The organism is Desulfovibrio sp. SGI.133, assembly GCF_050313955.1.
In the GTDB taxonomy this organism is placed as follows: Bacteria; Desulfobacterota; Desulfovibrionia; order Desulfovibrionales; family Desulfovibrionaceae; genus Desulfovibrio.
In genome coordinates this window covers 30,120-49,712 of record NZ_JBNPMK010000004.1, presented here as the reverse complement: position 1 = coordinate 49,712, position 19,593 = coordinate 30,120, and the positions used below count along the sequence as shown (strand labels likewise).

At 64.3% G+C, this 19,593-nt stretch carries 19 protein-coding genes and 2 tRNA genes; 11 read left to right on the top strand and 10 right to left on the bottom strand.

All coding sequences use genetic code 11. The features are described 5' to 3' along the window. The first annotated feature begins 84 nt into the window (after nt 1-84). The gene (locus tag ACQRBR_RS07130) at nt 85-561 is read left to right on the top strand and encodes a phosphatidylglycerophosphatase A family protein (protein WP_168935851.1); all 477 of its coding nucleotides are present in this window, start codon (nt 85-87) and stop codon (nt 559-561) included. Nucleotides 562-998: 437 nt separating this feature from the next. On the opposite strand, the gene infA is transcribed toward ACQRBR_RS07130, so the two are convergent. From infA to moaC, 3 genes are read right to left on the bottom strand one after another with little or no spacing between them, the layout of a single operon-like run. Next, a complete protein-coding gene (gene infA, locus ACQRBR_RS07125) occupies nt 999-1,217 on the bottom strand; it encodes a translation initiation factor IF-1 (protein WP_006008898.1) in 219 nt (72 codons plus the stop codon). Nucleotides 1,218-1,276: 59 nt separating this feature from the next. Beyond that, nucleotides 1,277-2,107, bottom strand: coding sequence for a prolipoprotein diacylglyceryl transferase (gene lgt / locus ACQRBR_RS07120; protein WP_303880632.1), 831 nt, complete (start codon nt 2,105-2,107; stop codon nt 1,277-1,279). 5 nt (nt 2,108-2,112) lie between these two features. Then, nucleotides 2,113-2,601, bottom strand: coding sequence for a cyclic pyranopterin monophosphate synthase MoaC (gene moaC / locus ACQRBR_RS07115; RefSeq protein ID WP_168935853.1), 489 nt, complete (start codon nt 2,599-2,601; stop codon nt 2,113-2,115). 170 nt (nt 2,602-2,771) lie between these two features. On the opposite strand from moaC, the gene ACQRBR_RS07110 reads away from it, so the two are divergent. Beyond that, nucleotides 2,772-2,858: transfer RNA gene (locus tag ACQRBR_RS07110), tRNA-Leu, on the top strand. A 289-nt stretch (nt 2,859-3,147) separates the two neighbouring features. Here the strand turns inward: ACQRBR_RS07110 and ACQRBR_RS07105 are convergent. The 3 genes from ACQRBR_RS07105 to cbiB are packed head-to-tail and all read right to left on the bottom strand — an operon-like array spanning nt 3,148 to nt 5,550. Continuing rightward, on the bottom strand, nt 3,148-3,732 hold the full coding sequence (locus tag ACQRBR_RS07105; protein ID WP_427812650.1) for a bifunctional adenosylcobinamide kinase/adenosylcobinamide-phosphate guanylyltransferase: 585 nt from the start codon (nt 3,730-3,732) through the stop codon (nt 3,148-3,150). Nucleotides 3,733-3,772: 40 nt separating this feature from the next. Beyond that, entirely contained in the window at nt 3,773-4,513 is a 741-nt protein-coding gene (cobS, locus tag ACQRBR_RS07100) for an adenosylcobinamide-GDP ribazoletransferase (protein ID WP_427812649.1), read from the bottom strand. A 41-nt stretch (nt 4,514-4,554) separates the two neighbouring features. Further along, on the bottom strand, nt 4,555-5,550 hold the full coding sequence (gene cbiB / locus ACQRBR_RS07095) for an adenosylcobinamide-phosphate synthase CbiB (protein ID WP_427812648.1): 996 nt from the start codon (nt 5,548-5,550) through the stop codon (nt 4,555-4,557). Nucleotides 5,551-6,145: 595 nt separating this feature from the next. Between cbiB and ACQRBR_RS07090 the strand changes: the two genes are divergently transcribed. Beyond that, a tRNA-Leu gene (locus ACQRBR_RS07090) sits at nt 6,146-6,232 on the top strand. 346 nt (nt 6,233-6,578) lie between these two features. Here ACQRBR_RS07090 and ACQRBR_RS07085 read toward each other — a convergent pair. Both ACQRBR_RS07085 and ACQRBR_RS07080 read right to left on the bottom strand, forming a co-directional pair. Beyond that, complete coding sequence (locus ACQRBR_RS07085) at nt 6,579-7,823, bottom strand: metal-dependent hydrolase (protein WP_427812647.1); 1,245 nt, start codon at nt 7,821-7,823, stop codon at nt 6,579-6,581. 9 nt (nt 7,824-7,832) lie between these two features. Continuing rightward, on the bottom strand, nt 7,833-8,156 hold the full coding sequence (locus ACQRBR_RS07080) for a chemotaxis protein (protein ID WP_303880639.1): 324 nt from the start codon (nt 8,154-8,156) through the stop codon (nt 7,833-7,835). A 113-nt stretch (nt 8,157-8,269) separates the two neighbouring features. On the opposite strand from ACQRBR_RS07080, the gene ACQRBR_RS07075 reads away from it, so the two are divergent. From ACQRBR_RS07075 to leuB, 8 genes are all read left to right on the top strand, one after another. Next, nucleotides 8,270-9,010, top strand: coding sequence for a substrate-binding periplasmic protein (locus ACQRBR_RS07075; RefSeq protein ID WP_303880640.1), 741 nt, complete (start codon nt 8,270-8,272; stop codon nt 9,008-9,010). 70 nt (nt 9,011-9,080) lie between these two features. Further along, on the top strand, nt 9,081-10,682 hold the full coding sequence (locus ACQRBR_RS07070) for a diguanylate cyclase (RefSeq protein ID WP_427812646.1): 1,602 nt from the start codon (nt 9,081-9,083) through the stop codon (nt 10,680-10,682). Nucleotides 10,683-10,713: 31 nt separating this feature from the next. Beyond that, nucleotides 10,714-11,355, top strand: coding sequence for a phosphatidylserine decarboxylase family protein (locus tag ACQRBR_RS07065; protein ID WP_303880642.1), 642 nt, complete (start codon nt 10,714-10,716; stop codon nt 11,353-11,355). Between the two features lie 18 nt (nt 11,356-11,373). Then, on the top strand, nt 11,374-12,165 hold the full coding sequence (pssA, locus tag ACQRBR_RS07060) for a CDP-diacylglycerol--serine O-phosphatidyltransferase (RefSeq protein ID WP_168935862.1): 792 nt from the start codon (nt 11,374-11,376) through the stop codon (nt 12,163-12,165). Nucleotides 12,166-12,287: 122 nt separating this feature from the next. After that, nucleotides 12,288-13,835, top strand: coding sequence for a 2-isopropylmalate synthase (locus ACQRBR_RS07055; protein WP_006008917.1), 1,548 nt, complete (start codon nt 12,288-12,290; stop codon nt 13,833-13,835). A gap of 167 nt (nt 13,836-14,002) precedes the next feature. After that, nucleotides 14,003-15,265, top strand: coding sequence for a 3-isopropylmalate dehydratase large subunit (locus ACQRBR_RS07050; RefSeq protein ID WP_168935863.1), 1,263 nt, complete (start codon nt 14,003-14,005; stop codon nt 15,263-15,265). A gap of 26 nt (nt 15,266-15,291) precedes the next feature. Beyond that, complete coding sequence (locus ACQRBR_RS07045; RefSeq protein ID WP_006008919.1) at nt 15,292-15,792, top strand: 3-isopropylmalate dehydratase small subunit; 501 nt, start codon at nt 15,292-15,294, stop codon at nt 15,790-15,792. 290 nt (nt 15,793-16,082) lie between these two features. After that, nucleotides 16,083-17,156 (top strand): 3-isopropylmalate dehydrogenase, encoded by a 1,074-nt coding sequence (leuB, locus tag ACQRBR_RS07040; protein ID WP_303880643.1) that lies wholly within the window; start codon nt 16,083-16,085, stop codon nt 17,154-17,156. 470 nt (nt 17,157-17,626) lie between these two features. Here leuB and ACQRBR_RS07035 read toward each other — a convergent pair whose 3' ends face one another. Both ACQRBR_RS07035 and ACQRBR_RS07030 read right to left on the bottom strand, forming a co-directional pair. Further along, nucleotides 17,627-18,520 carry a DMT family transporter gene (locus tag ACQRBR_RS07035; RefSeq protein ID WP_427812645.1) on the bottom strand — a complete coding sequence of 298 codons (894 nt, stop codon included), beginning with the start codon at nt 18,518-18,520 and terminating at the stop codon, nt 17,627-17,629. A gap of 155 nt (nt 18,521-18,675) precedes the next feature. Beyond that, entirely contained in the window at nt 18,676-19,278 is a 603-nt protein-coding gene (locus tag ACQRBR_RS07030) for a septal ring lytic transglycosylase RlpA family protein (RefSeq protein WP_204626359.1), read from the bottom strand. Between the last annotated feature and the right edge of the window lie 315 nt (nt 19,279-19,593).

Here is a 19,593-nt window from a genome sequence, read left to right as displayed (position 1 = left end):
TGTGAGGCATTCGCCGTGCCGTGGAGGCCGCCGTAAGGCCAGCTGTCCCAGTGTCCCTGTATGGTGGAGCCGTGGAGGAGATATATGTCATTCTGGAATACCTGCATCCTGGCCTATTGCCGTCTGGGCATCGCCGGGCTTTCGCCCAAGGCACCGGGCACGGCCGGTTCGGCCCTGGCCGCCCTGCTGGCGCCGCTGCTTTTTCTGCCCCTGCCGCTCTGGGGCCGTCTGCTTTTTTTGGCCGTGATCGTCGTGACCGGTGGTCTGGCCGCCACCCGGGCCGAGATCCTGCTGGGGCGCACCGACCCCGGGGAAGTGGTCATCGACGAGCTCGTAGGCGTCTGGATCGCCCTGCTGCCCCTGGGCGCGGGCCAGTGGTCGTGGCCCGGTCTGGTCTGGGCCTTTGCCCTGTTCCGTCTGTTCGACATCTGGAAGCCCTGGCCCGTGCACGCCTCGGAAAACTGGCTGCCCGCAGGCTGGGGCATCATGCTGGACGATATCCTGGCCGGTCTCATGGCCATGTGCTGCATGCTGGTGCTGCGGGCCCTGGGCTGGGTCTAGCAAGAGGGAAAAGAAGCCTTCACGCGCTGCTCCGATGCCCGCGGCGGTCTTCGGCGGACGGGTATCGGTCCGGAGGAACTGCTTTCAGTGGCCGGGCAGCGCAAAAAAAAGCCCCTTCCTTTTACGCCTTCCTGTCACTCCGCGTGTTTGATGCGGGAGGGTGAGGGGAAAAAGGCAGGCCCGTCTCAGGCCGGATAGGGGAGGCTGTACTCTTGGAGGAAACAAAAAAAGGACGCTGCGGCGTCCTTTTTTCGTATTTGTTGCAGGGAAAGGGGAGGAAGATTTTTCCTGAGCTCCCATATCCCATGTTTGCTTGGGCGGGGCTGTGCGGCTGCGGGAAGGGACGGTGATATTTCTCCGCCATCCACAGGACGCAACAAAAGCGCACCTCTGTCAGTACAGTCAGGGGTGCGCTGAAAAGGCGGGGCGGGTGCGGGCTACTTCATGCGGTAGGTGATGCGGCCGCGGGTCAGGTCGTAGGGAGAGAGCTCCACCTTCACGCGGTCGCCGGGCAGGATGCGGATGTAGAACTTGCGCATCTTGCCGGAAATGTGCGCCAGCACTTCGTGGCCGTTTTCCAGCTCCACACGGAACATGGCATTGGGCAGGGCTTCCTGCACCACGCCGTCAACTTCAATGGAACCTTCTTTAGCCATATTTCCTCCAAAAAAATTCAGATAAGCGGCGAATATCTACACAGAAGAGACAAGGTCTGTCAACGCTTTCGTGCGCTCTTGCCCTTGCGGGGAGCCGCTGCAGGCTCCACGGCGGCCTGTTCCCGAGGGGTGCGGCACAGCAGCCACAGGCCCGCGGCCATGAGCGGCAGGCAGAGCAGCTGGCCCATGGTCAGCCAGCCGAAGGCCAGGTAGCCCAGCTGGGCATCGGGCACGCGCACGAATTCCACGCCAAAGCGGAACACGGCGTAGAGCAGGGCGAAAAGGCCGGAAACAGCGCCCGCCTTGCGCGGCCGGGCGGAGAATATCCAGAGCACCACGAACAGCACCAGCCCTTCCAGCAGGCCTTCATAGAGCTGCGAGGGGTGGCGCGGCCAGGGCCCGCCGGTGGGGAAGACCATGGCCCAGGGCACGTCGCTGACCTTGCCCCAGAGCTCGCCGTTGATGAAGTTGCCCATACGGCCCCAGAACAGGCCCTGCGGCACCAGCGGCGCGATGAAGTCCGAGACCTCGAGGAAGGACTTCTTGCGGGTGCGCGCGAAATACCAGAAGGCGCAGAGCACGCCCAGCAGGCCGCCGTGGAAGGACATGCCGCCGTTCCAGATGCGCAGGATCTCGCCGGGGTCGTCGATGTAGGCGGGCAGGTCGTAGAAGAGCACATAGCCCAGGCGCGCGCCCAGGATGACGCCCAGCATGACGAAGGTCAGCAGGTCGTCCACATCCACGGTCTTCCAGCCGGAACCGGGACGGGAGGCCCGCCAGCGGGCCAGGCCCCAGCCCACGAAAAAGGCCAGCAAATACATGAGGCCGTACCAGCGCAGCTGCAGGGAGCCGATGCTGAAGGCCACGGGATCGATGGCAGGGAACTGCATCCGTCTTAGTCCAGGGGCTTGGCGTGGAAGGCGCCGCTGCGGCCGCCGTCCTTGAACAGCAGACGGACGCGGCTGATGACGATATCTCGCTGCACGGCCTTGCACATGTCATAGATGACGGCAGCGGCGGTTTGGGCGGCGATGATGGCTTCCATCTCCACGCCCGTGGGGCCGGTGGTGCGGGTCTCGGCCTCGATGCGCACGCTGGGCGGGGTGTCGCGCACCTCAAAGCGCACGTCCACGAGGTTCAGGTTCAGGGGATGGCAGAGCGGGATCAGTTCCGAGGTGCGCTTGGCGGCCATGATGCCGCCCACCTTGGCGCAGGTCAGCACGTCGCCCTTGGGCAGGGCGCATTCCTTGAGCAGTTTCAGGGTATTGGGCGAAAGCTCCACGATGGCTTCGGCAATGGCCACACGCTGGGTGTCGGGCTTGGCGCCCACGTCCACCATGGTGATGTTGCCGTCCTTGTCCAGATGGGAAAAATTGTCCTGCATGAGGCGTATCCTTGCATTAAGAGTGTGCCTTGCTGTGTAGCGCATGGACAGGCGCAAGGCAAGGCGGCCGGGGCCTGCCGGGCAGGCCCCGGGCGAAAAATGGCGGGCCGGAAATTTTTTTGCAAAAAACACTTGCCAGGCAGGGGCAAATCCGCTACATACATTTCCGCGCCGAAGTGGTGGAATTGGTAGACACGCTAGGTTCAGGGTCTAGTTCTGGCAACGGAGTGGGAGTTCGACTCTCCCCTTCGGCACCAATGGAAAGTAAGGCTGGTAGAAATACCAGCCTTTTCCTGTTTCTGGGCCGGCCAGTTTTTGTGCCGGTCAGGGATGACAACCGGTGGCAGGCAGCAGCCTTGCCCCGGCTTTTTTTATTTCCTTTGTGTTTCATGGAAACAGAAGACGACGGGTGTTTGCCTGTTGCCGGCAGCATGGAAACAACAAGACGCGCTCTTCCCGTGGAGGAAAGGCGCGTCTTCTGTTTTGGTGTACGGAGCGGGAGCGGCTTTGTGCACGACAGCGTGCAGGCTCCCGGAAAGGCGGGGCTCAAAAGGTCAGCTTTTCCAGCCGCAGGCAGCGTCCGGCCACCACAAGGAATGCCTCCCGGGCCTGTGCGGCCAGCATCTGGTTGGCCAGGCCCAGGCCATCGTCGAAAACGCGGGCCAGACGTTCCGCCTGTATGCCGCCAAGGCCGGTTTCACCGGAGACCAGCACCCAGTGGCAGGGGAAGGCCCGCATGGTGTGCAGCAACTCGTCCACTTCTTCCGTGAGACTGGTCTCGAAGGCCGCCGCATCCTGCGGATCATCCAGCGCGAACAGGATGTTGCTCATCCAGAGGGTCACGCAGTCCAGCAAGATGGTGGGCTCAGGGGCATCCGCGGTCTGTGCGGCCAGCAGGGGCGCCAGCTCCCGGCCCGGATGCCGGGGGCATTCCAGTGTGTGCCAGTGGGCGGGACGGCGGCTGCGGTGGCGTCGGATACGTTCGGCCATGGCTGGGTCGTCCCCCAGGGGCCGGGCCGTGGCCAGATACCAGACAGGCCCCCGGGCCTTTGCCGTGACCAGGGTCTCGGCCAGCGCGCTCTTGCCGCTGCGGGTCCCGCCCAGGAACAGGGTCAGGTCAAGATCTTCCACAGGATTTCCTCCTTCAGGGGGCGTCGTCATATCCATATCATTACGGCAGGCAGCAGACCGCCAGCACGGCGCACTCCGTGGTCTCGATGAGGGCCCCGAAGACGTCGCCCGTAACGCCGCCGATGCGCTTGCGGGCCGCGGAAAGCAGCCAGAAGGCCACCAGTCCGGCCGCCAGCAGCCCGTAGAGGCCATGCCGTCCCATCACGAGACAAGCCGCAAGGCAGAGCCCAAGGGCCGTATAGGCGTAGCAGGGCTTCATGCCGTCGTGCATCATGGACCCCAGACCGCCGGGCCGGGCCGAGGGCAGACGCATGCCCACGAAGACCTGACAGCGGCCCAGCAGACCGGCCAGGCAGCAGGCCCCCAGCGCGTGCAGGGGCGCCATCCCGGCCAGTGCCGCCAGTGCCGCGACCTTGGTGGAGAGGACGAAGAACAGGGCCAGGGCGCCGAAGCTGCCCAGGCGTGAATCCTTCATGATGGTCAGGCGGCGTTCGGGCGAGGTCTCCACCAGCAGGCCGTCGCCGCAGTCGGCGACCCCGTCCAGATGCAGGCCGCCGGTGATGACGGTCCAGACAAAGGCGGCCCCGATGCCGCAGAGCGCGGCGGGCAAACCCAGCCGGGCAGCCAGCAGCAGGGGCAGAGCGGCCAGCGCGCCCACCAGCAGGCCCACGGCGGGCAGCCAGGCCACCACACCGGAGAGCGTGGGGGGCAGAGGGGCGGAGCCTACGGGGATACGGGTGAAGAAGGCCAGACCGGCGCGGAATGAGGTGATGATGGACATGCGGTATCGCCTTGCTGGAGGTTGAAGGAAAAACGTCGTCCTCAGATGCAGGCCACTGCCGCCAGCAGCAGGGAAGCCAGCGTTGCGAAGACCAGCAGGGAGCCCCACATAAGGCGCACGGCCTGCCGGATATGCCGGGCCGTGGCCAGCGGGGTGCCGTCGCCCAGCCAGGGGTGGTCGCGGTACAGGGGGCCGTACCAGGCCGGGCCACCCAGACGCAGGCCCAAGGCCCCGGCAAAGGCGGCTTCGCTCCAGGCGGAATTGGGGCTCTCGTGGGCATGGCGGTCGCGCCAGCCCACCCGAAGGCAGGCCAGGGCATCAAGGCCGGGCAGCAGGGCCGCGGCCAGCACGATGCAGGGCAGGGCCAGCCGCGCCGGGCACCAGTTGAGCACGTCGTCCAGGCGGGCGGCGGCTGTGCCGAAACAGCGATAGGTCTCGTTGAGCTTGCCCCACATGGCATCCAGCACGTTGGCGGCACGATGGCAGGCGGCCAGGGCAGCGGCCCCGGGCAGTCCGGCAAGCAGCAGGCCCGCCGCCGCCCAGAACAGGGTGGAAAGGATGCCGTCGGTCAGGTTCTCGCCCACGCTCTCCACACAGGCCCGGGCCACGCCGTGGGCATCCAGCTGTTGTGGGTCGCGCCCCACCAGCATGGACACGGCCCGGCGGGCCGCCTCCAGATCGCCCTGTTCCAGCGGCAGGGCCACACGGCGGGCGTGTTCGTCCAGGCAGCGGGGCGCCAGACAGAGGGAGACCACGACCGCACAGGCGATCCAGGCGGCCGCGCCACCGAGCATCTCTCCGGCAAGCCGGACAGGCAGTGCCGCCAGCAGGCCCACCGGCAGGACCACGGCCAGACAGGCCGCCAGACCGGCCAGTGTCATGCGTGGCCCGTTGGGACCACGACGGAAGACGCGTTCCATGATGGCGGCCAGAGCTCCCATGCCGCAGACGGGATGGATGCGGGCCGGGGGTTCACCGAACAGACGGTCCAGCAGCAGGGCGGCGGGCAGGAGAAGGATGGCGGACAATGCGCTCATCGCCATGCTCCTGATGTCCTTGCGGTCGTTGCCGGTAAGATAGGGGAGAGCGCCACCAGCGCAGCAGCGGCGCGGGAAGGGCTATAGCCGGACAGCGGCTGTGTCCGGGGCTGGGTGCGGAAAGAGATGCCGTTTTCCCCGTGCCGGAGGGCAGGGACAGGATAAAACGTGGGCCGGAAAGGCTGGGGGGCAGTGCTGCGCATGTAAGTTCCTTGCGTTTTCCGGCCTTGGCCGGGCCGCCAGTCTGCGAAAAATCGGCTGCCTGCGCAAGGGGAAGGCAGATGCTATCCGGCTTTGTCAGCCTCCATCCCGCGCCTTCAGCATATTTCCCGAAAAGGCGTCACCAGTCGGATGGCGCATATCCCGTCATGGCACATGGCCGGACGCTCCCTGTGCCTGCTTGTGGGGCTGTTCCGCGGACGGCAGCTATTTCGTCCGCTGTCCGCAGGGCGGCGAGTTTTGCGTTTCCTCTGTCTGTATGGGGCTGTGAGTGCTGCCTTTTATCATCCCGATTTTGTTTGCTAAAATAAAAAAATGGGAAAAATCGAAAAAAAAGCTTGCCAGCGGGGGGCGAATCCTGTAGACAGATTCTCGCGCCGAAGTGGTGGAATTGGTAGACACGCTAGGTTCAGGGTCTAGTTCTGGCAACGGAGTGGGAGTTCGACTCTCCCCTTCGGCACCAATGGAAAGCAAGGCTGGTAGAAATACCAGCCTTTTCCTGTTTCTGGGGCCGGACAGTTTTTGTGCCGGTCAGGGATGACAGCCGGTGGCAGGCAGCAGCCTTGCCCCGGCTTTTTTCGTATGCTGGGCAGTCGCCCGCCGGAGCTGGTATCCCGTATCCGAATCGTTGCAGGACAAAAAAGGAACGCGCCTCCTTCCCAAAGGAAGAGGCGCGTTTTTGTTCACTGTGCAAAGCAAGGACGGAGCTGCCGGGATGCATCCCGCAGGGCCGTGCCCGTTCGCCGCAGCGCGATGGGAACAGGCCCTTGGGCCGCAGGCTCCTTTGTCATAAGGGCGTATCCGCCCTCCTAACGCAACCCGGCCAGCCAGGGCAGGAAGGCGGGCTGGGACGGACGGCGGGGGGCCTGCCAGCCGGAATCGCGGCGGCTGTCGGAGAAATAAAGGCGCTCCTGCAGCAGGCGCGGGCCCATGTTGCCGGGCTCCATCTGCACCATGAGCTGGAAGGGGATGCCGGCATTGGGGCGCATGGCCATGATCTTCTGTACCAGTTCCAGCTGCGAGCCGAAGCGCTCGTCGTGCAGCAGCCACTGGCTGGCGCCGGGCATGTCCGTGGTGCGCTGGCCTTCGGACAGCGGCGTGATGACGGGCAGCAGCAGGAACTGGTCGAAGGTCCGGCAGGCCACGGACTGGCGGGCCAGAGCTGTCATCAGGCCGGAGGGCGCGGACACGCGGGTCTCTTCCTGACCATGGGGACGGCCCAGGGCATCCAACCCCTGGATACGGACCACCAGCTCTTCCTGCCTGTCCGCCGGGGGCAGCAGGGGATCGAGCTCCGTCTGCCAGGCCGGGGCGTCAACGGGGCGGGCGGGCAGCTTTTCCAGATAGAGCGCCCGCCAGAACAGGGGGGCGAAGGCATCGGGCAGCACCACCAGCTGGCGGATGTCACGTCCCTGGGCGGCCAGGGAGGCCTGCATCTGCTGCGTGTGCCAGATCTGGCACCCCAGGGCCAGGGCCGGGTAGAGGAGGATGCTCCAGAACAGAGCCAGCCGGACGCCGGGCTTGCCGTCGGAGACGGTGAGCGAGGCCGTATCCTGGAAGGGGAAGGGGATGGCCCCCTGGGCCTGGGCACGCTTCTTCTCCTGCCGCAGGCCGTGCCAGATGCCCCAGAGCAGGGGCAGGGTCATGAGCAGGTCGATGATATAGACGGCGTTGAGGCGCAGGCGCTCCCCGGAGAAGGGCAGCCAGACCAGCGTGCCGTACGTGGTCAGGGCATCGAGCCAGATATGCAGCAGGACCAGGAGCATCATGAAGGCCCAGACCCCGCCGAACGACCATGCGTTGCGGGTATCGTAGCGCCAGAGGGGCCGGGCCAGGATGGCCAGCAGCAGGCCCATGAGCGGTGCCGCCGCCAGGGCGTGGGTGATGCCGCGGTGCAGCAGCAGGGTCTGCAGGGGGCCGCTGGCGGCCAGGATGTCCAGATCGGGCGCGGCAGCCGCGAAGGCTGCCAGGGGCAGGGCCCAGCGGGTGGCGGGGCGCTGCGGCATGGCCAGCATGGCAAGGGCGCCGCTGGCGGCATGGGTGACAGGATCCATGATGTTCCTCTACTGACGGAAGGGGCTGCGCTGCCGGGGGACGGCCCGGTAGGCGGGATCTTCGGGCGAGATGTCCCGGCCCATGTGGCGCATGTACATGTTGAACTGGCTGCGCTGCATGGACTGCATGACGTCCGGCCGGTTGAAATAATACAGCATGGTCTGGGTGCTGTTGTTGCCGGTCATGGGCTGGCGCATGCTGTCCGCACCGCTGATGCCGGCCGGCACGGTGTCGGGCTCCGAAGTCCCGGTGCCGATATCCTTGGGGCCGCAGGCGGCCAGCAGGGCCGCCAGGACGCAGATGACCAATAGGAAAAGGGGCGAATGTCTCATATTCCACCTCGGCCCGACTATACGGACTGGCGGCGTGGCTGGCAACCGCACAGGGGGCTGGCTTTTGCCGCAAAATAGTGTAGGGTGCAGAAAATTACTATTGGTAATCGTTTATGAAACAATTCCTTAGTATTATCCTGTGGTTGCAGCTTTGCCTCGCGGTATCCCCGGCGGCGGCCGCAGGGAGGGACCTGCGCGTCGGCCTCAGCGATGAGTATCCGCCGCTGTCGTATATCGACGAAGACGGGCAGCGGCGGGGATTCGAATACGAGCTGGCGGATGCCCTGTGCCGACGTCTGGGGCGCACCTGCGTCTGGACGTTCACCACCCAGGCGAACCTGCTGCAAGGGCTCAGGGACGGCAGCCTTGACCTGATCTTTGCCCAGCGCCTGGAGCCGAAACAGGAAGGGCTGCTCTACAGTACCCCGTACTACCACTCACGGGCCATGTGCATCGGGCGTCCCGGCGGGCGCGGGCCGGAAGAGGCGGGGGCCCGCATCGGCGTCTATCAGGGCTCCGTGCTGGTGCAGCGGGCCCGGGGCTTCTGGCCGGAGGCCGACATCGTCACCGGCAGTGTGCAGGAGCTCATCAGGCACCTGCGGCAGGGCAGCATCGATGTGCTGTTCATCAATGATCTGGCCGGTTATGCCTTCTTGCTGACGGACGAAGGGCTGGAATTCGACCGCCTGGATGTCCCTTTCGATGCCGAAACCAAAGCCACCGGGAGCTGTGTGGCGGTCAGGGACGGGCGCCCCGACCTGCTGGATGCCGTGAACAGGGCGCTGAAGGCCCTGCTCTACAGCGGGGAGCTCCACAACCGCAGCCGCAGCTATTTCCAGTACATCATCTACTGATACCGGGCGGCGGTATGCTGTGGGATCTCCACGGTCCCTTTCCCGGAGGGGAGTTTTCCAAGGTCTTGCCATGATCGGCTTTATCCGCAACAAACCTTTGCCGGCCCGCCGGTATCTGCTCCTGCTGGTGCTGCCCTGGTGCCTGATGCTCCTGCTGGCGGTGGCTGTGCTCTGGCCCTATCTGGCCAACTTCCGCACCACGGTGGCGACCTTGCAGGACGTCCATCTGCCCGGGGTCCTGGAAGCCCAGCGCACCCGGACCAACCTGAACATGCTGCGCAAGCAGCTGGCCATCATTTATCTGGCCGAGGCCCCTTTGGAACGGCGGCGGGCCCGTCTGCATGCCCAGGCCCTGCTGGCCGGTATGGGGCATGATCCCTCGCCCGCGGCTGCCGAGGTCCTGGCGCTGGGGCCGCGCATCCGGCAACTCTATGCGATCTGCATGGAGGCGGATAAAGGACTTTCCCGGCTCCATCGCCACGAGATGGAGATGATGCTCGCCCTCAACAGCCTGGAGCAGGCCACAGGGCGTAAGATGGCCGAAGAGGTGATCTTTTCCCATACCGGAAAGGACGGCGTGCGCCATGGCAGGATGGCCTTTGAAAAGATGCAGCGCCTGCTGGCTCCGGTGTCGCTTTTGTGCGCGGAGTCTGCGGACTTTCAGGACATCTGCGGGACGTTCGAGCGGAACAGGCTTGCCCTGACTGACGTCTGGGAAGAAAAGCTCGCCGCCGCGACCCAGGCCCGCGCCCTCTGGCAGTCTTTGGAAGACGAGCTGCTGCGTCTGGTCAATGAGGTCTCCTCGCGTGAGTTGCAGCGCTCCCTGGAAGAGGCCGAGTCCCTTTCCGAAGCCACGGAGTACATCGTCTGGAGCATTTTCCTCTTCACGCTGGGGCTGCTGGCCTTTTTGCTGGTCCTGCTCCTGCTGTTGCGGCGCGACCTGCTGCGTCCGCTGGTGCGCATCGCCGGGAACCTTTCCCGCCTGCGTGACGGCATGCAGCCGGAGCCCATCCCCGCTGTCCGTATCACCGAATTGCAGGAGGTCGTGGACATCGTGCCCGACATCGGCGGCTATCTGGGGTCACTCAAGGAACGCAGCTGCCGTCTGGAAAAGGAAAAGGACGCCTACTCCCGCATGAGCCTCATGGACAGCCTGACGGGCATCCCCAACCGGCGCGCCCTGGACATGCGGCTGGCGGATCTGGCGGAGCTGCGGCAGGCGGCCAGCCTTATCATGCTGGATGTGGACCTGTTCAAGATCTACAACGATACGCTGGGGCATCAGGAAGGGGACGTATGCCTGCACCGGGTGGCCCAGGCCATGCGTGACAGCCTGCGCGGCGGCGACCGCGAGATCTTCCGTTACGGAGGGGAGGAGTTTGCCGTGGTTCTGGACGGGGTATCGCCGGAGCATGCCCTGCATGTGGCCGAACGCCTGCGCCAGACCGTGGAACAGCTGGACATCCCCCATCCCGGCAATCCCGCCGGGCATGTGACCATCAGTCTGGGCGTGGCCGCCGTCGAGGTGCTGACGCCCGAGATCCTGCCCCGGCTCCTGGAGACCGCCGACAGCGCCCTGTACAGCGCCAAGGAACACGGCCGCAACAGGGCCCATCTCGCCGGGGAGCTCGTGAAAAAGTCCGCTTGCCTTGCGGCGGGCGACAGGCTATAGCTCAATTTTCCATCCCATCAGGAGATAATGCATGCGCCCTGCTTCTTGCGGCATCACCCCCGAAGGCTGGCCCACCATCGGCATCACGGCCCTGACGGCCCTTGTTTTCGCCTGTCTCGGCTGGCCGATCCCTGCTATTCTGGCCCTGGCCCTGTGCTGGTTCGCCTTCCACTTTTTCCGTGACCCCGAACGTGTGGTGCCCACCGCGCCCGGGCTGGCCGTCAGCCCCGCCGATGGCCGCGTCATCCGCATCGAGCGCAAGCCCGATCCCCTGACCGGTGACGAGCGCACCTGCATCAGCATCTTCATGAACGTGTTCAGCGTGCATGTGAACCGCTCGCCCGTGACCGGCGTGGTGGAGCAGATCCGCTACTGGCCGGGCAAATTCGTCAACGCCGCCTACGACAAGGCCGCCACCGATAACGAACGCTGCGGCTACCTGTTGCGCGGCGAAGACGGCGCCGCCTGGACCATGGTGCAGATCGCCGGGCTCATCGCCCGCCGCATCGTCTGCCGCGTGTCCGAAGGCGATGCCCTGGAACGCGGCCAGCGCTATGGTATGATCCGCTTCGGTTCGCGTGTTGACCTTTACCTGCCCGAAGGCTATGTTCCCTCTGTGAACATCGGCGAGCAGGTCTTTGCAGGCCAGAGCACGCTTGCCACCAGAAACTGATTTCGAGTCGAGTGGAGCATGGTTGTGGACACCCAGCCGCAAGAAAAAAAACTGCCCGTACACAAGAGCATCTACCTCCTGCCCAACCTCATCACGTCGTTGAGCATGTTCATGGGCTTTTTGTCCATGGTCTGGGCTGTGCAGTCCCGTTTTGAAGAAGCGGGTCTGGCCATCGTGCTGTCCGCTCTGCTGGACGGCATGGACGGCAAGGTGGCTCGCCTGACCCATACGGCCAGTGAATTCGGTGTCCAGTATGACTCCCTGGCGGACCTCATCGCCTTCGGTCTTGCTCCGGCCTTCCTGCTCTGGCAGTGGCAGCTGGAGAGCCTGGGCCGCTTCGGCGTGGTGGTGGCCTTCCTCTTTGCCGCCTGCGGCGCCCTGCGTCTGGCCCGCTTCAACATCAGCACGGCCGTGACCGGCAAACGCTTCTTCATCGGCCTGCCCATCCCCGCCGCGGGCTGCACGGTGGTGGCGTTCCTGTACTTCGCCGGTATCCTGCCGGAGTTCTTCCTGCCCGCCCTGCCCTATGTCAGCATCGTCATCGCGCTGGGCCTGGGCGTGCTCATGGTGAGCCGCGTGCGCTACTTCTCCTTCAAGGAGTATGATTTCCTGCGTGCCCACCCGGTGCGTTATCTGCTGGCCGTCATGGTCATCTTTGGCCTGGTCTACGCCCAGCCGCGCCTGTTCGGCTTCCTGCTCTGCGCCGTCTACATCTGTGGCGGCCTCTACTACTCTTTTGTCATTCTGCCCCGTCGTAACCGTCAGCTACTACGCGCCCTGAATCTGCAGGACGAGGAGAAAGCTGCGTAACGGTTTGTCGCCCCGCGGGGGCGGATCGAGAACCTTCTGATCGCCGCCGGCAGGGCGGCCGTTATGCAGTAGCATAACAAACAAGCACCCTTCGCGGGTGTCCGATCAGAGGAGTCAGATCCATGTCCAACCGTGTGTTCTTTTTCGACACCACCCTGCGTGACGGCGAACAGTCGCCGGGCGCGACCATGAACCTTCAGGAAAAGCTCCGTATTGCCCACCAGCTCGAAGTGCTGGGCGTGGACATTATGGAAGCCGGTTTCCCCGCCTCCAGCCAGGGGGATTTCGAGTCCGTGCAGCGTATCGCCCGCCAGGCGAAATCCATCCAGGTGGCCGGCCTGTGCCGCTGCATGGACAGCGACATCGACCGCTGCTGGGAGGCCGTGAAGGACGCCAAGAATCCCCGCATCCATACCTTCCTTTCCACTTCGCCCCTGCACATGAAGTACAAGCTGCGCAAGGACCCCGAAGTGGTGCTGCAGATGATCGAAGCCGGGGTGCGCCGCTGCGCCGGATACACCGACAACGTGGAGTTCTCCGCCGAGGACGCCTCCCGTTCCGAACGTGACTTCCTCTGCCGCGTAGTGGAGACCGCCATCAAGGCCGGTGCCACCACCATCAACCTGCCCGACACCGTGGGCTATGCCCAGCCGCAGGAATTCGCCGACCTCATCCGCTACGTCATCGAGAACACGCCCAACAGCGACAAGGCCATCTTCAGCGTGCACTGCCACAACGACCTGGGCCTGGCCGTGGCCAACACCCTGGCCGCCCTCAGCGTGGGTGCCCGTCAGGCCGAGGTGACCATCAGCGGCATCGGCGAGCGCGCGGGCAACGCCGCCCTCGAAGAGCTGGCCATGGCCCTGCGCGTGCGCAAGGACTACTACGGTCTGGAACACGGCATCGTCACCGAGCAGCTCTATCCTTCCTGCCGCCTGCTCTCCATGACCATCGGTCAGCCCATCCCCAACAACAAGGCCATCGTGGGCGCCAACGCCTTTGCCCATGAGTCCGGCATCCACCAGGACGGCATGCTCAAGAACCGCGAGACCTACGAGATCATGACCCCGCAGTCCGTGGGCCGCAACGAGAGCAACCTCGTCATCGGCAAGCATTCCGGCCGCAATGCCGTGCGCAACAAGTTCGAGAGCCTGGGTTACAGCCTGGATGACGATCAGCTGCAGATCGTCTTCGAAGCCGTCAAGGCCCTGGCCGACCGCAAGAAGACCCTGCACGACGACGACCTCATGGCCCTGGTGCAGGAAGAAGTTTATCGCATGCCCGACCTCTACCGCCTGCGCCATGTGAGCGTGCAGAGCTCCGACGCCGGCGGCGTGCCGCCCACGGCGGCCGTGCTCATGGACGTGGACGGCATGGAAAAGAGCGGCGCCGGTTTCGGCGTGGGCCCCGTGGACGCCATCTTCAATGTCATCAACGACATGCTGGGCCGTGAACCCCAGCTGGAACAGTACGCGGTCAACGCCGTCACCGGCGGCACCGACGCCCTGGGCGAAGTGACCGTGCGCCTGCGCGAAGGCGAGTTCTCGGCTGTGGGCCGCGGCGCCCATCCCGACATCCTGGTGGCCACGGCGCGTGCCTATGTGAACGCCCTCAACCATCTGGCCAAGAAGGAAAAGGAAGGCGAGCGTCTGCACTGCCAGCACAGCTAGGCCATATCGAGGGGGGGAAGGGCTGACCTGTTGGGGGAGGCCCTTCTCCCGCCTTCTCTCGGCGACTGCATCAAAGAAGCCTTTTCCTGTTTTTTGCGTGGGGTCCTGCCCCCGAACAATGCATTCCACGGGAGCGTCCCGCGCGTCCCGGACTAAGGAGAACCATCATGCCTCAGACGCTTGCGCAAAAGATCCTGCAAGCCCACACCGACGACGTCATCGAGCGCGACGGACAGATCGTCCAGTGCCGCCTGTCCCTGGTGCTGGCCAATGATATCACCGGCCCCCTGGCCATCAAATCCTTCAAGGGCATGGGCGCCAGCCGCGTGTTCGACAAGGACAAGATCGCCCTGGTCATGGACCACTTCACGCCCCAGAAGGACATCGCCTCGGCCAACCAGGTGATGATCAGCCGCCAGTTTGCCCAGGAGCAGGGCATCACCCACTACTACGAAGGCGGCGACTGCGGCGTGGAGCACACCCTGCTGCCCGAACGCGGCCTGGTGGGCCCCGGTGACGTGGTCATCGGCGCGGACAGCCACACCTGCACCTACGGCGGCATCGGCGCCTTCGCCACGGGCATGGGCTCCACCGACATCGCCGCCGGCATGGCCCTGGGCGAGACCTGGATCAAGGTGCCCCCGACCATCCGCGTGAACATCAACGGCCAGATGCCCAAGTGGCTGCGCGGCAAGGACCTGATGCTGCTGCTCATCAAGACCATCGGGGTGGACGGTGCCCTGTACAAGGCCCTGGAATTCGGTGGTTCCGTCATCGATGCCCTGCCTGTGGAAGGCCGTCTGACCATGGCCAACATGGCCATCGAAGCCGGCGGCAAGGTGGGCCTGTTCGCCGTGGACGAGCTCACCCGCCAGTACTGCGCCGAGCACGGCCGTCCCGGCGTGACCATGAGCCTGGCCGCTGACGAAGGCGCCGTGTACGAGCGCGTGGTGGACATCGACGTGACCGGCCAGGAACCCGTGGTGGCCTGTCCGCATCTGCCCTCCAACGTGAAGAACGTTTCCGAGCTCAAGGACCTGTCCGTGCAGCAGGTTGTGGTGGGCTCCTGCACCAACGGCCGCATCAGCGACATGCGCGATGCCGCCGAGATCCTGCGCGGCCGCAAGGTGGCCAAGGGCGTGCGCTGCATCATCCTGCCCTCCACCCCCGCCGTGTGGAAGCAGTGCCTCAAGGAAGGTCTGATGGAAGTCTTCATGGATGCCGGCTGCATCGTGGGCCCCTGCACCTGCGGTCCCTGCCTGGGCGGCCACATGGGCATCCTGGGCGACGGCGAACGCGCCGTGGCCACCACCAACCGCAACTTCCGCGGCCGTATGGGCAGCCTGGATTCCGAAGTCTACCTGTCCAGCCCCGTGGTGGCGGCCGCCAGTGCCGTGGCGGGTTGCATCGCCGGCCCTGACCAGCTCTAAGCCGTTTTTTCAGAAAGGATCACGTCATGAATTACAAAGGTACGGCCCACAAGGTGGGCGAACATATCGATACCGACGCCATCATCCCGGCCCGCTTCCTGGTGACCTCCGACGCCAAGGAACTGGGCGCCAACTGCATGGCCGGTCTGGAACCTGACTGGGTCAAGCGCGTGAAGCCCGGCGACATCATGGTGGCCGGCCGCAACTTCGGCTGCGGTTCTTCCCGCGAGCACGCCCCCATCGCCATCCTGGGCGCGGGCATGCCCGTGGTCATCGGCCACAGCTTTGCCCGCATCTTCTACCGCAACGCCTTCAACATGGGCCTGCTGCTCATGGAAGTGGGCGACGACGTGGACAAGATCAATGACGGCGACGAGCTGGAAGTGGATGCCGCCACCGGTGTCATCCGCGACCTGACCAACGGCGCCGAGATCCAGTGCCCGCCCCTGCCGGCCTCCATGGCCGCCATCCTGGCCAAGGGCGGCCTGGTCAACTATGTGAAGGAACGCCTGGCCGCCAAGGGCTAGGCGGACAGCTGCTGGCTGAGGGGGAGAGGGGCCCCTTTTGGAAAAGGGGCCCCTCTCCCCCTCAAACTCCCCCTCTCCTCCCGAAAACTTTTGTTCCGGTCGATAACGGGGCAGGGCAGGACGGTGATCGTGCCCTGAATATCTGTCCCCCGGTGGTTTGGGGAGAGCGTGCCGTGGAGGCCGGGTAAGAGCGGGGGCTGCGGAAGGCGTGTCCTTCGCGGCTTTCTCGGGGAGCAAGAACAGTTTTTGCACACAAGCGCAGTGCTGCGGCGCTGCATGAGGATACCAAGATGAAAAAGACCATTTGTCTGTTGCCGGGTGACGGCATCGGTCCCGAGATCGTGGCCCAGGGCGTGGCCGTCCTGGAAGCTGTGGCCAAAAAGTTCGGCCATGAATTCGACTTCGTGCCCGCCCTCATCGGCGGCGCGGCCATCGACGCCACCGGCGAGCCCCTGCCCGCCGCCACGGTGGAAGCCTGCCAGAAGGCCGACGCCGTGTATCTGGGCGCCGTGGGCGGCCCCAAGTGGGACAATATCGAGCCTGCCCGCCGTCCTGAAAAGGGCCTGCTGGGCATCCGCAAGGCCCTGGGCCTGTTTGCCAACCTGCGTCCCGCCCTGCTGCTGCCCGAACTGGCCGGCGCCTGCCTGCTGCGTTCCGACATCGCGGCCCGCGGTCTGGACCTCATCGTGGTGCGCGAGCTGACCGGTGATATCTACTTCGGCGAGCCCCGCGCCATCGAAGAACGTGACGGCCTGCGCGTGGGCTACAACACCATGATCTACGACGAGAACGAGATCCGCCGCATCGCCAAGGTGGCCTTCGAGACCGCTCGCCAGCGTCGCAAGAAGGTCTGCTCCGTGGAAAAGAGCAACGTGCTGGAGACCTCCCGCCTCTGGAAGGCCGTGGTGCAGGAAGTGCACGCCGACTACCCCGACGTGGAACTGAGCCACATGTACGTGGACAACGCCGCCATGCAGCTGGTGCGCGATCCTTCGCAGTTCGACGTCATCCTCACCGGTAACATCTTCGGTGATATCCTCTCCGACGAGGCCTCCGTCATCACCGGTTCGCTGGGCATGCTGCCTTCCGCCTCCATGGGCGCCCAGGCTCCGGCTCTGTTCGAGCCCATCCATGGTTCCGCGCCCGACATCGCCGGTCAGGACAAGGCCAATCCGCTGGCCACCATCCTGTCCGCCGGCATGATGCTGCGTCTGGCCTTCGGTTTGTCCGAAGAAGCCGACGCCGTGGAGAATGCCGTGCGCCAGACCCTGCGTGACGGTTTCCGTACCGGCGACATCATGGAAGACGGCTGCACCCTGGTGGGCTGCGCCGAGATGGGCCGTCTGGTGGCCGAACGCCTGTAGTCTCTGGTTCTGTTTTTCCGGAATGGAGCGGAGCTGCCCTGCGGGGCGGCTCCGCTTTTTGTTTTTGGGGGAAGGGGGAAAGCGTTGCTGCGGCGGTTCTCAAAAGGGAAGGCTAGGCCTCTGGTCTCGGCAGCCGCCGATGGCAGGAAGGGAAGGATAGGGGAGAGGGGCGATGCCAGGAAACAGGCCTCTGGTCACGGCAGGAAGGAAAACGGCACGAGAAGGAGCTCAGTGGCAGCCGTAGGGGCGTGCGTCCGTGGTCAGGCGCATACGGCACGGTATGCCTCGGATGCGGATCGCGGGGAAAGATCAGAGCAGTGCGAGCCGTCGGGAAGACCTGTCGGAGACGGTCGGCAGAGACCGATCATGGGCCCTATGTGGCGTTTTATTGATCGGAAAACGTTTGGGCAGGAAGAAGGGGCGAGGGGGAGAGGCGTTTCGCCAAAGCGAAGTTCCTCTCCCCCTCGTAGCTACCCATGCTTTCTTTTTTGCAGCCAGGCCTGGATCTGTGGTCCGGTCATGACCAGGACAACGGCGGCGCAGATGACGGCCACGCCGCTGAAGACGGCGAAGGTGGCGGGTTCGTCGAAGACGAGGATGCCCACGGTGACGGCGGTGAGCGGTTCGCCCACCCCCAGGATGGAGGCCAGGGTGGAACCGATGCGCTGGATGGCCAGGATCAGGGTCAGGTTGGAGATGACCGCGGTGATGATGGCCAGCAGCAGGCTCAGGGCCAGCTGTTCCCAGGAGCCGAGGATCTCGAAGGTCCCGGAGATCAGGGCATTGATAAGGGAAACACCGGTACCGAAGAACAGCACCCAGAAGGTGATGCTCAGGCCCGAGATGCTGTGGATGCGGGCCACATGCAGGCCCGAGATGTAGAGAGCGTTGCACAGGGCCGAAGCCAGCAGCAGGCCTACGCCCAGCGGGTCAAGGCTGCCGCCGTCATCACCGCCGCCGCTGCCCAGCAGGGCCACGCCGAGGATGGCCAGCAGCACGGAACTGGCCGTGATGATGGAGAATTTTTCGTGGAAGAAGATGGTCATGATGAGCATGACCATCAGCGGATACAGAAATTGCAGGGTGGCCGTGACGCCGCCCGACAGGTAGAGCAGGCCCCAGATCATGAGCAGGGCGGCCAGGGCGTAGAGCACGCTGAACAGGGCCAGCAGACCGAGGTCACGCGCGGGCGCGGCAAAGCGCTCCTGGCGCAGGATGAGGATGAGCCCCAGGCTGATGGAGGCGAAGAGAAAACGGTAAAAAAGAACACAGTCCGCGGACAGGCCGCTGTGCAGCAGGGGCAGGCTGAACAGAGGGATGAGACCGAAAGCGGCGGAGGAAATAAGGGCAAGCACAAAACCCATGACAGCTCTCCATGACGATGGATTTGCGGTTTTCCAAATGACTCACGATTTTCGACATTGCCCCAAAGAAAACGGGAATACAAGGGGTTGGGGCTGATCGAAGGCCAAAAAAAAGGGCGCTCGGAGCGCCCGGGAAAAAGGGGAGCGGCAGAGCGCTAGTTGCCGGCGTCGTCCAGCACGACTTCGGCCTCGGGGTGGCCCTGGCGCAGCGCTTCATGCATGGCGGCCGCGTCGGCAAAGGCGAAGAAGGGGCCCACCTGGTCATCCTTGTAACGCACGAAATAGGCCTGCCCGTTCTGCAGGGGGGTGCCGCTGGGGTCGCTGACCACTTCCAGATCGACCTTGCCCACGCCGCGATCGTTCATGTTGATCTGCTGGGCGGCAGCATAAGAAAGGTCGATGATGCGGCCACGCACATAGGGGCCGCGGTCGGTCACACAGACCATGACGCTTTTGCCGTTGCTCTTGTCGGTGACGCGCACCACGGTGCCGATGGGCAGGGTGCGGTGGGCAGCCGTGAAGGTGTACATATCATAGCCTTCACCGCTGGCGGTCTTCTTGTTGTGGAAGTCGGCCCCGTACCAGGAGGCCATGCCGGTCATGAAGGCATCGGCGTTGCTCTGGGCACGCTTGAGCCAGACATCACGGCTGGAGGAAGCAGTCTTTGCATCGCCGGCATAGGCGGCGGACATGGGGGAGGCCAGCAACAGACAGGCCAGCAGCAGCGCCAGCATCCCCATGGAAGAATGTGAGGTCATAGAAACTCCTTGGTTGAAGCAGGTACGCGGCGTGGTTGCCCACGCGGCGCAGGTCGTCGCACGACCCACCCCGTCAAGGCTGCACAACGGGGTTTGCCTGAAACGCCAAACAAAAAGATTGAGGCATGATGCCTGAAAAAAAGCTCTGTGTCAAACCAGGTAAATTTTGCAAGAGAAAGTCTGGAAAATTTCCTGTCCAAGATGAGTAATTAACAGTTGATATGCAGTCAGCTGACAACTTTATATTGACTGTTATTTTTTATGATATAAAGTTGCTTTTTTTGAATATAAAGTTGATATAAAGTTAAAAGTTTC

Excerpts from the sequence above, each read along its gene's own strand:
- ACQRBR_RS07130 (WP_168935851.1), top strand. The coding sequence starts at position 85 with ATGTCATTCTGGAATACCTGCATCCTGGCCTATTGCCGTCTGGGCATC.
- infA (WP_006008898.1), bottom strand. The coding sequence starts at position 1,217 with ATGGCTAAAGAAGGTTCCATTGAAGTTGACGGCGTGGTGCAGGAAGCC.
- lgt (WP_303880632.1), bottom strand. The coding sequence starts at position 2,107 with ATGCAGTTCCCTGCCATCGATCCCGTGGCCTTCAGCATCGGCTCCCTG.
- moaC (WP_168935853.1), bottom strand. The coding sequence starts at position 2,601 with ATGCAGGACAATTTTTCCCATCTGGACAAGGACGGCAACATCACCATG.
- cobS (WP_427812649.1), bottom strand. The coding sequence starts at position 4,513 with ATGTCCATCATCACCTCATTCCGCGCCGGTCTGGCCTTCTTCACCCGT.
- cbiB (WP_427812648.1), bottom strand. The coding sequence starts at position 5,550 with ATGAGCGCATTGTCCGCCATCCTTCTCCTGCCCGCCGCCCTGCTGCTG.
- ACQRBR_RS07085 (WP_427812647.1), bottom strand. The coding sequence starts at position 7,823 with ATGGATCCTGTCACCCATGCCGCCAGCGGCGCCCTTGCCATGCTGGCC.
- ACQRBR_RS07080 (WP_303880639.1), bottom strand. The coding sequence starts at position 8,156 with ATGAGACATTCGCCCCTTTTCCTATTGGTCATCTGCGTCCTGGCGGCC.
- ACQRBR_RS07075 (WP_303880640.1), top strand. The coding sequence starts at position 8,270 with ATGAAACAATTCCTTAGTATTATCCTGTGGTTGCAGCTTTGCCTCGCG.
- ACQRBR_RS07070 (WP_427812646.1), top strand. The coding sequence starts at position 9,081 with ATGATCGGCTTTATCCGCAACAAACCTTTGCCGGCCCGCCGGTATCTG.
- ACQRBR_RS07065 (WP_303880642.1), top strand. The coding sequence starts at position 10,714 with ATGCGCCCTGCTTCTTGCGGCATCACCCCCGAAGGCTGGCCCACCATC.
- pssA (WP_168935862.1), top strand. The coding sequence starts at position 11,374 with ATGGTTGTGGACACCCAGCCGCAAGAAAAAAAACTGCCCGTACACAAG.
- ACQRBR_RS07055 (WP_006008917.1), top strand. The coding sequence starts at position 12,288 with ATGTCCAACCGTGTGTTCTTTTTCGACACCACCCTGCGTGACGGCGAA.
- ACQRBR_RS07050 (WP_168935863.1), top strand. The coding sequence starts at position 14,003 with ATGCCTCAGACGCTTGCGCAAAAGATCCTGCAAGCCCACACCGACGAC.
- ACQRBR_RS07045 (WP_006008919.1), top strand. The coding sequence starts at position 15,292 with ATGAATTACAAAGGTACGGCCCACAAGGTGGGCGAACATATCGATACC.
- leuB (WP_303880643.1), top strand. The coding sequence starts at position 16,083 with ATGAAAAAGACCATTTGTCTGTTGCCGGGTGACGGCATCGGTCCCGAG.
- ACQRBR_RS07035 (WP_427812645.1), bottom strand. The coding sequence starts at position 18,520 with ATGGGTTTTGTGCTTGCCCTTATTTCCTCCGCCGCTTTCGGTCTCATC.
- ACQRBR_RS07030 (WP_204626359.1), bottom strand. The coding sequence starts at position 19,278 with ATGACCTCACATTCTTCCATGGGGATGCTGGCGCTGCTGCTGGCCTGT.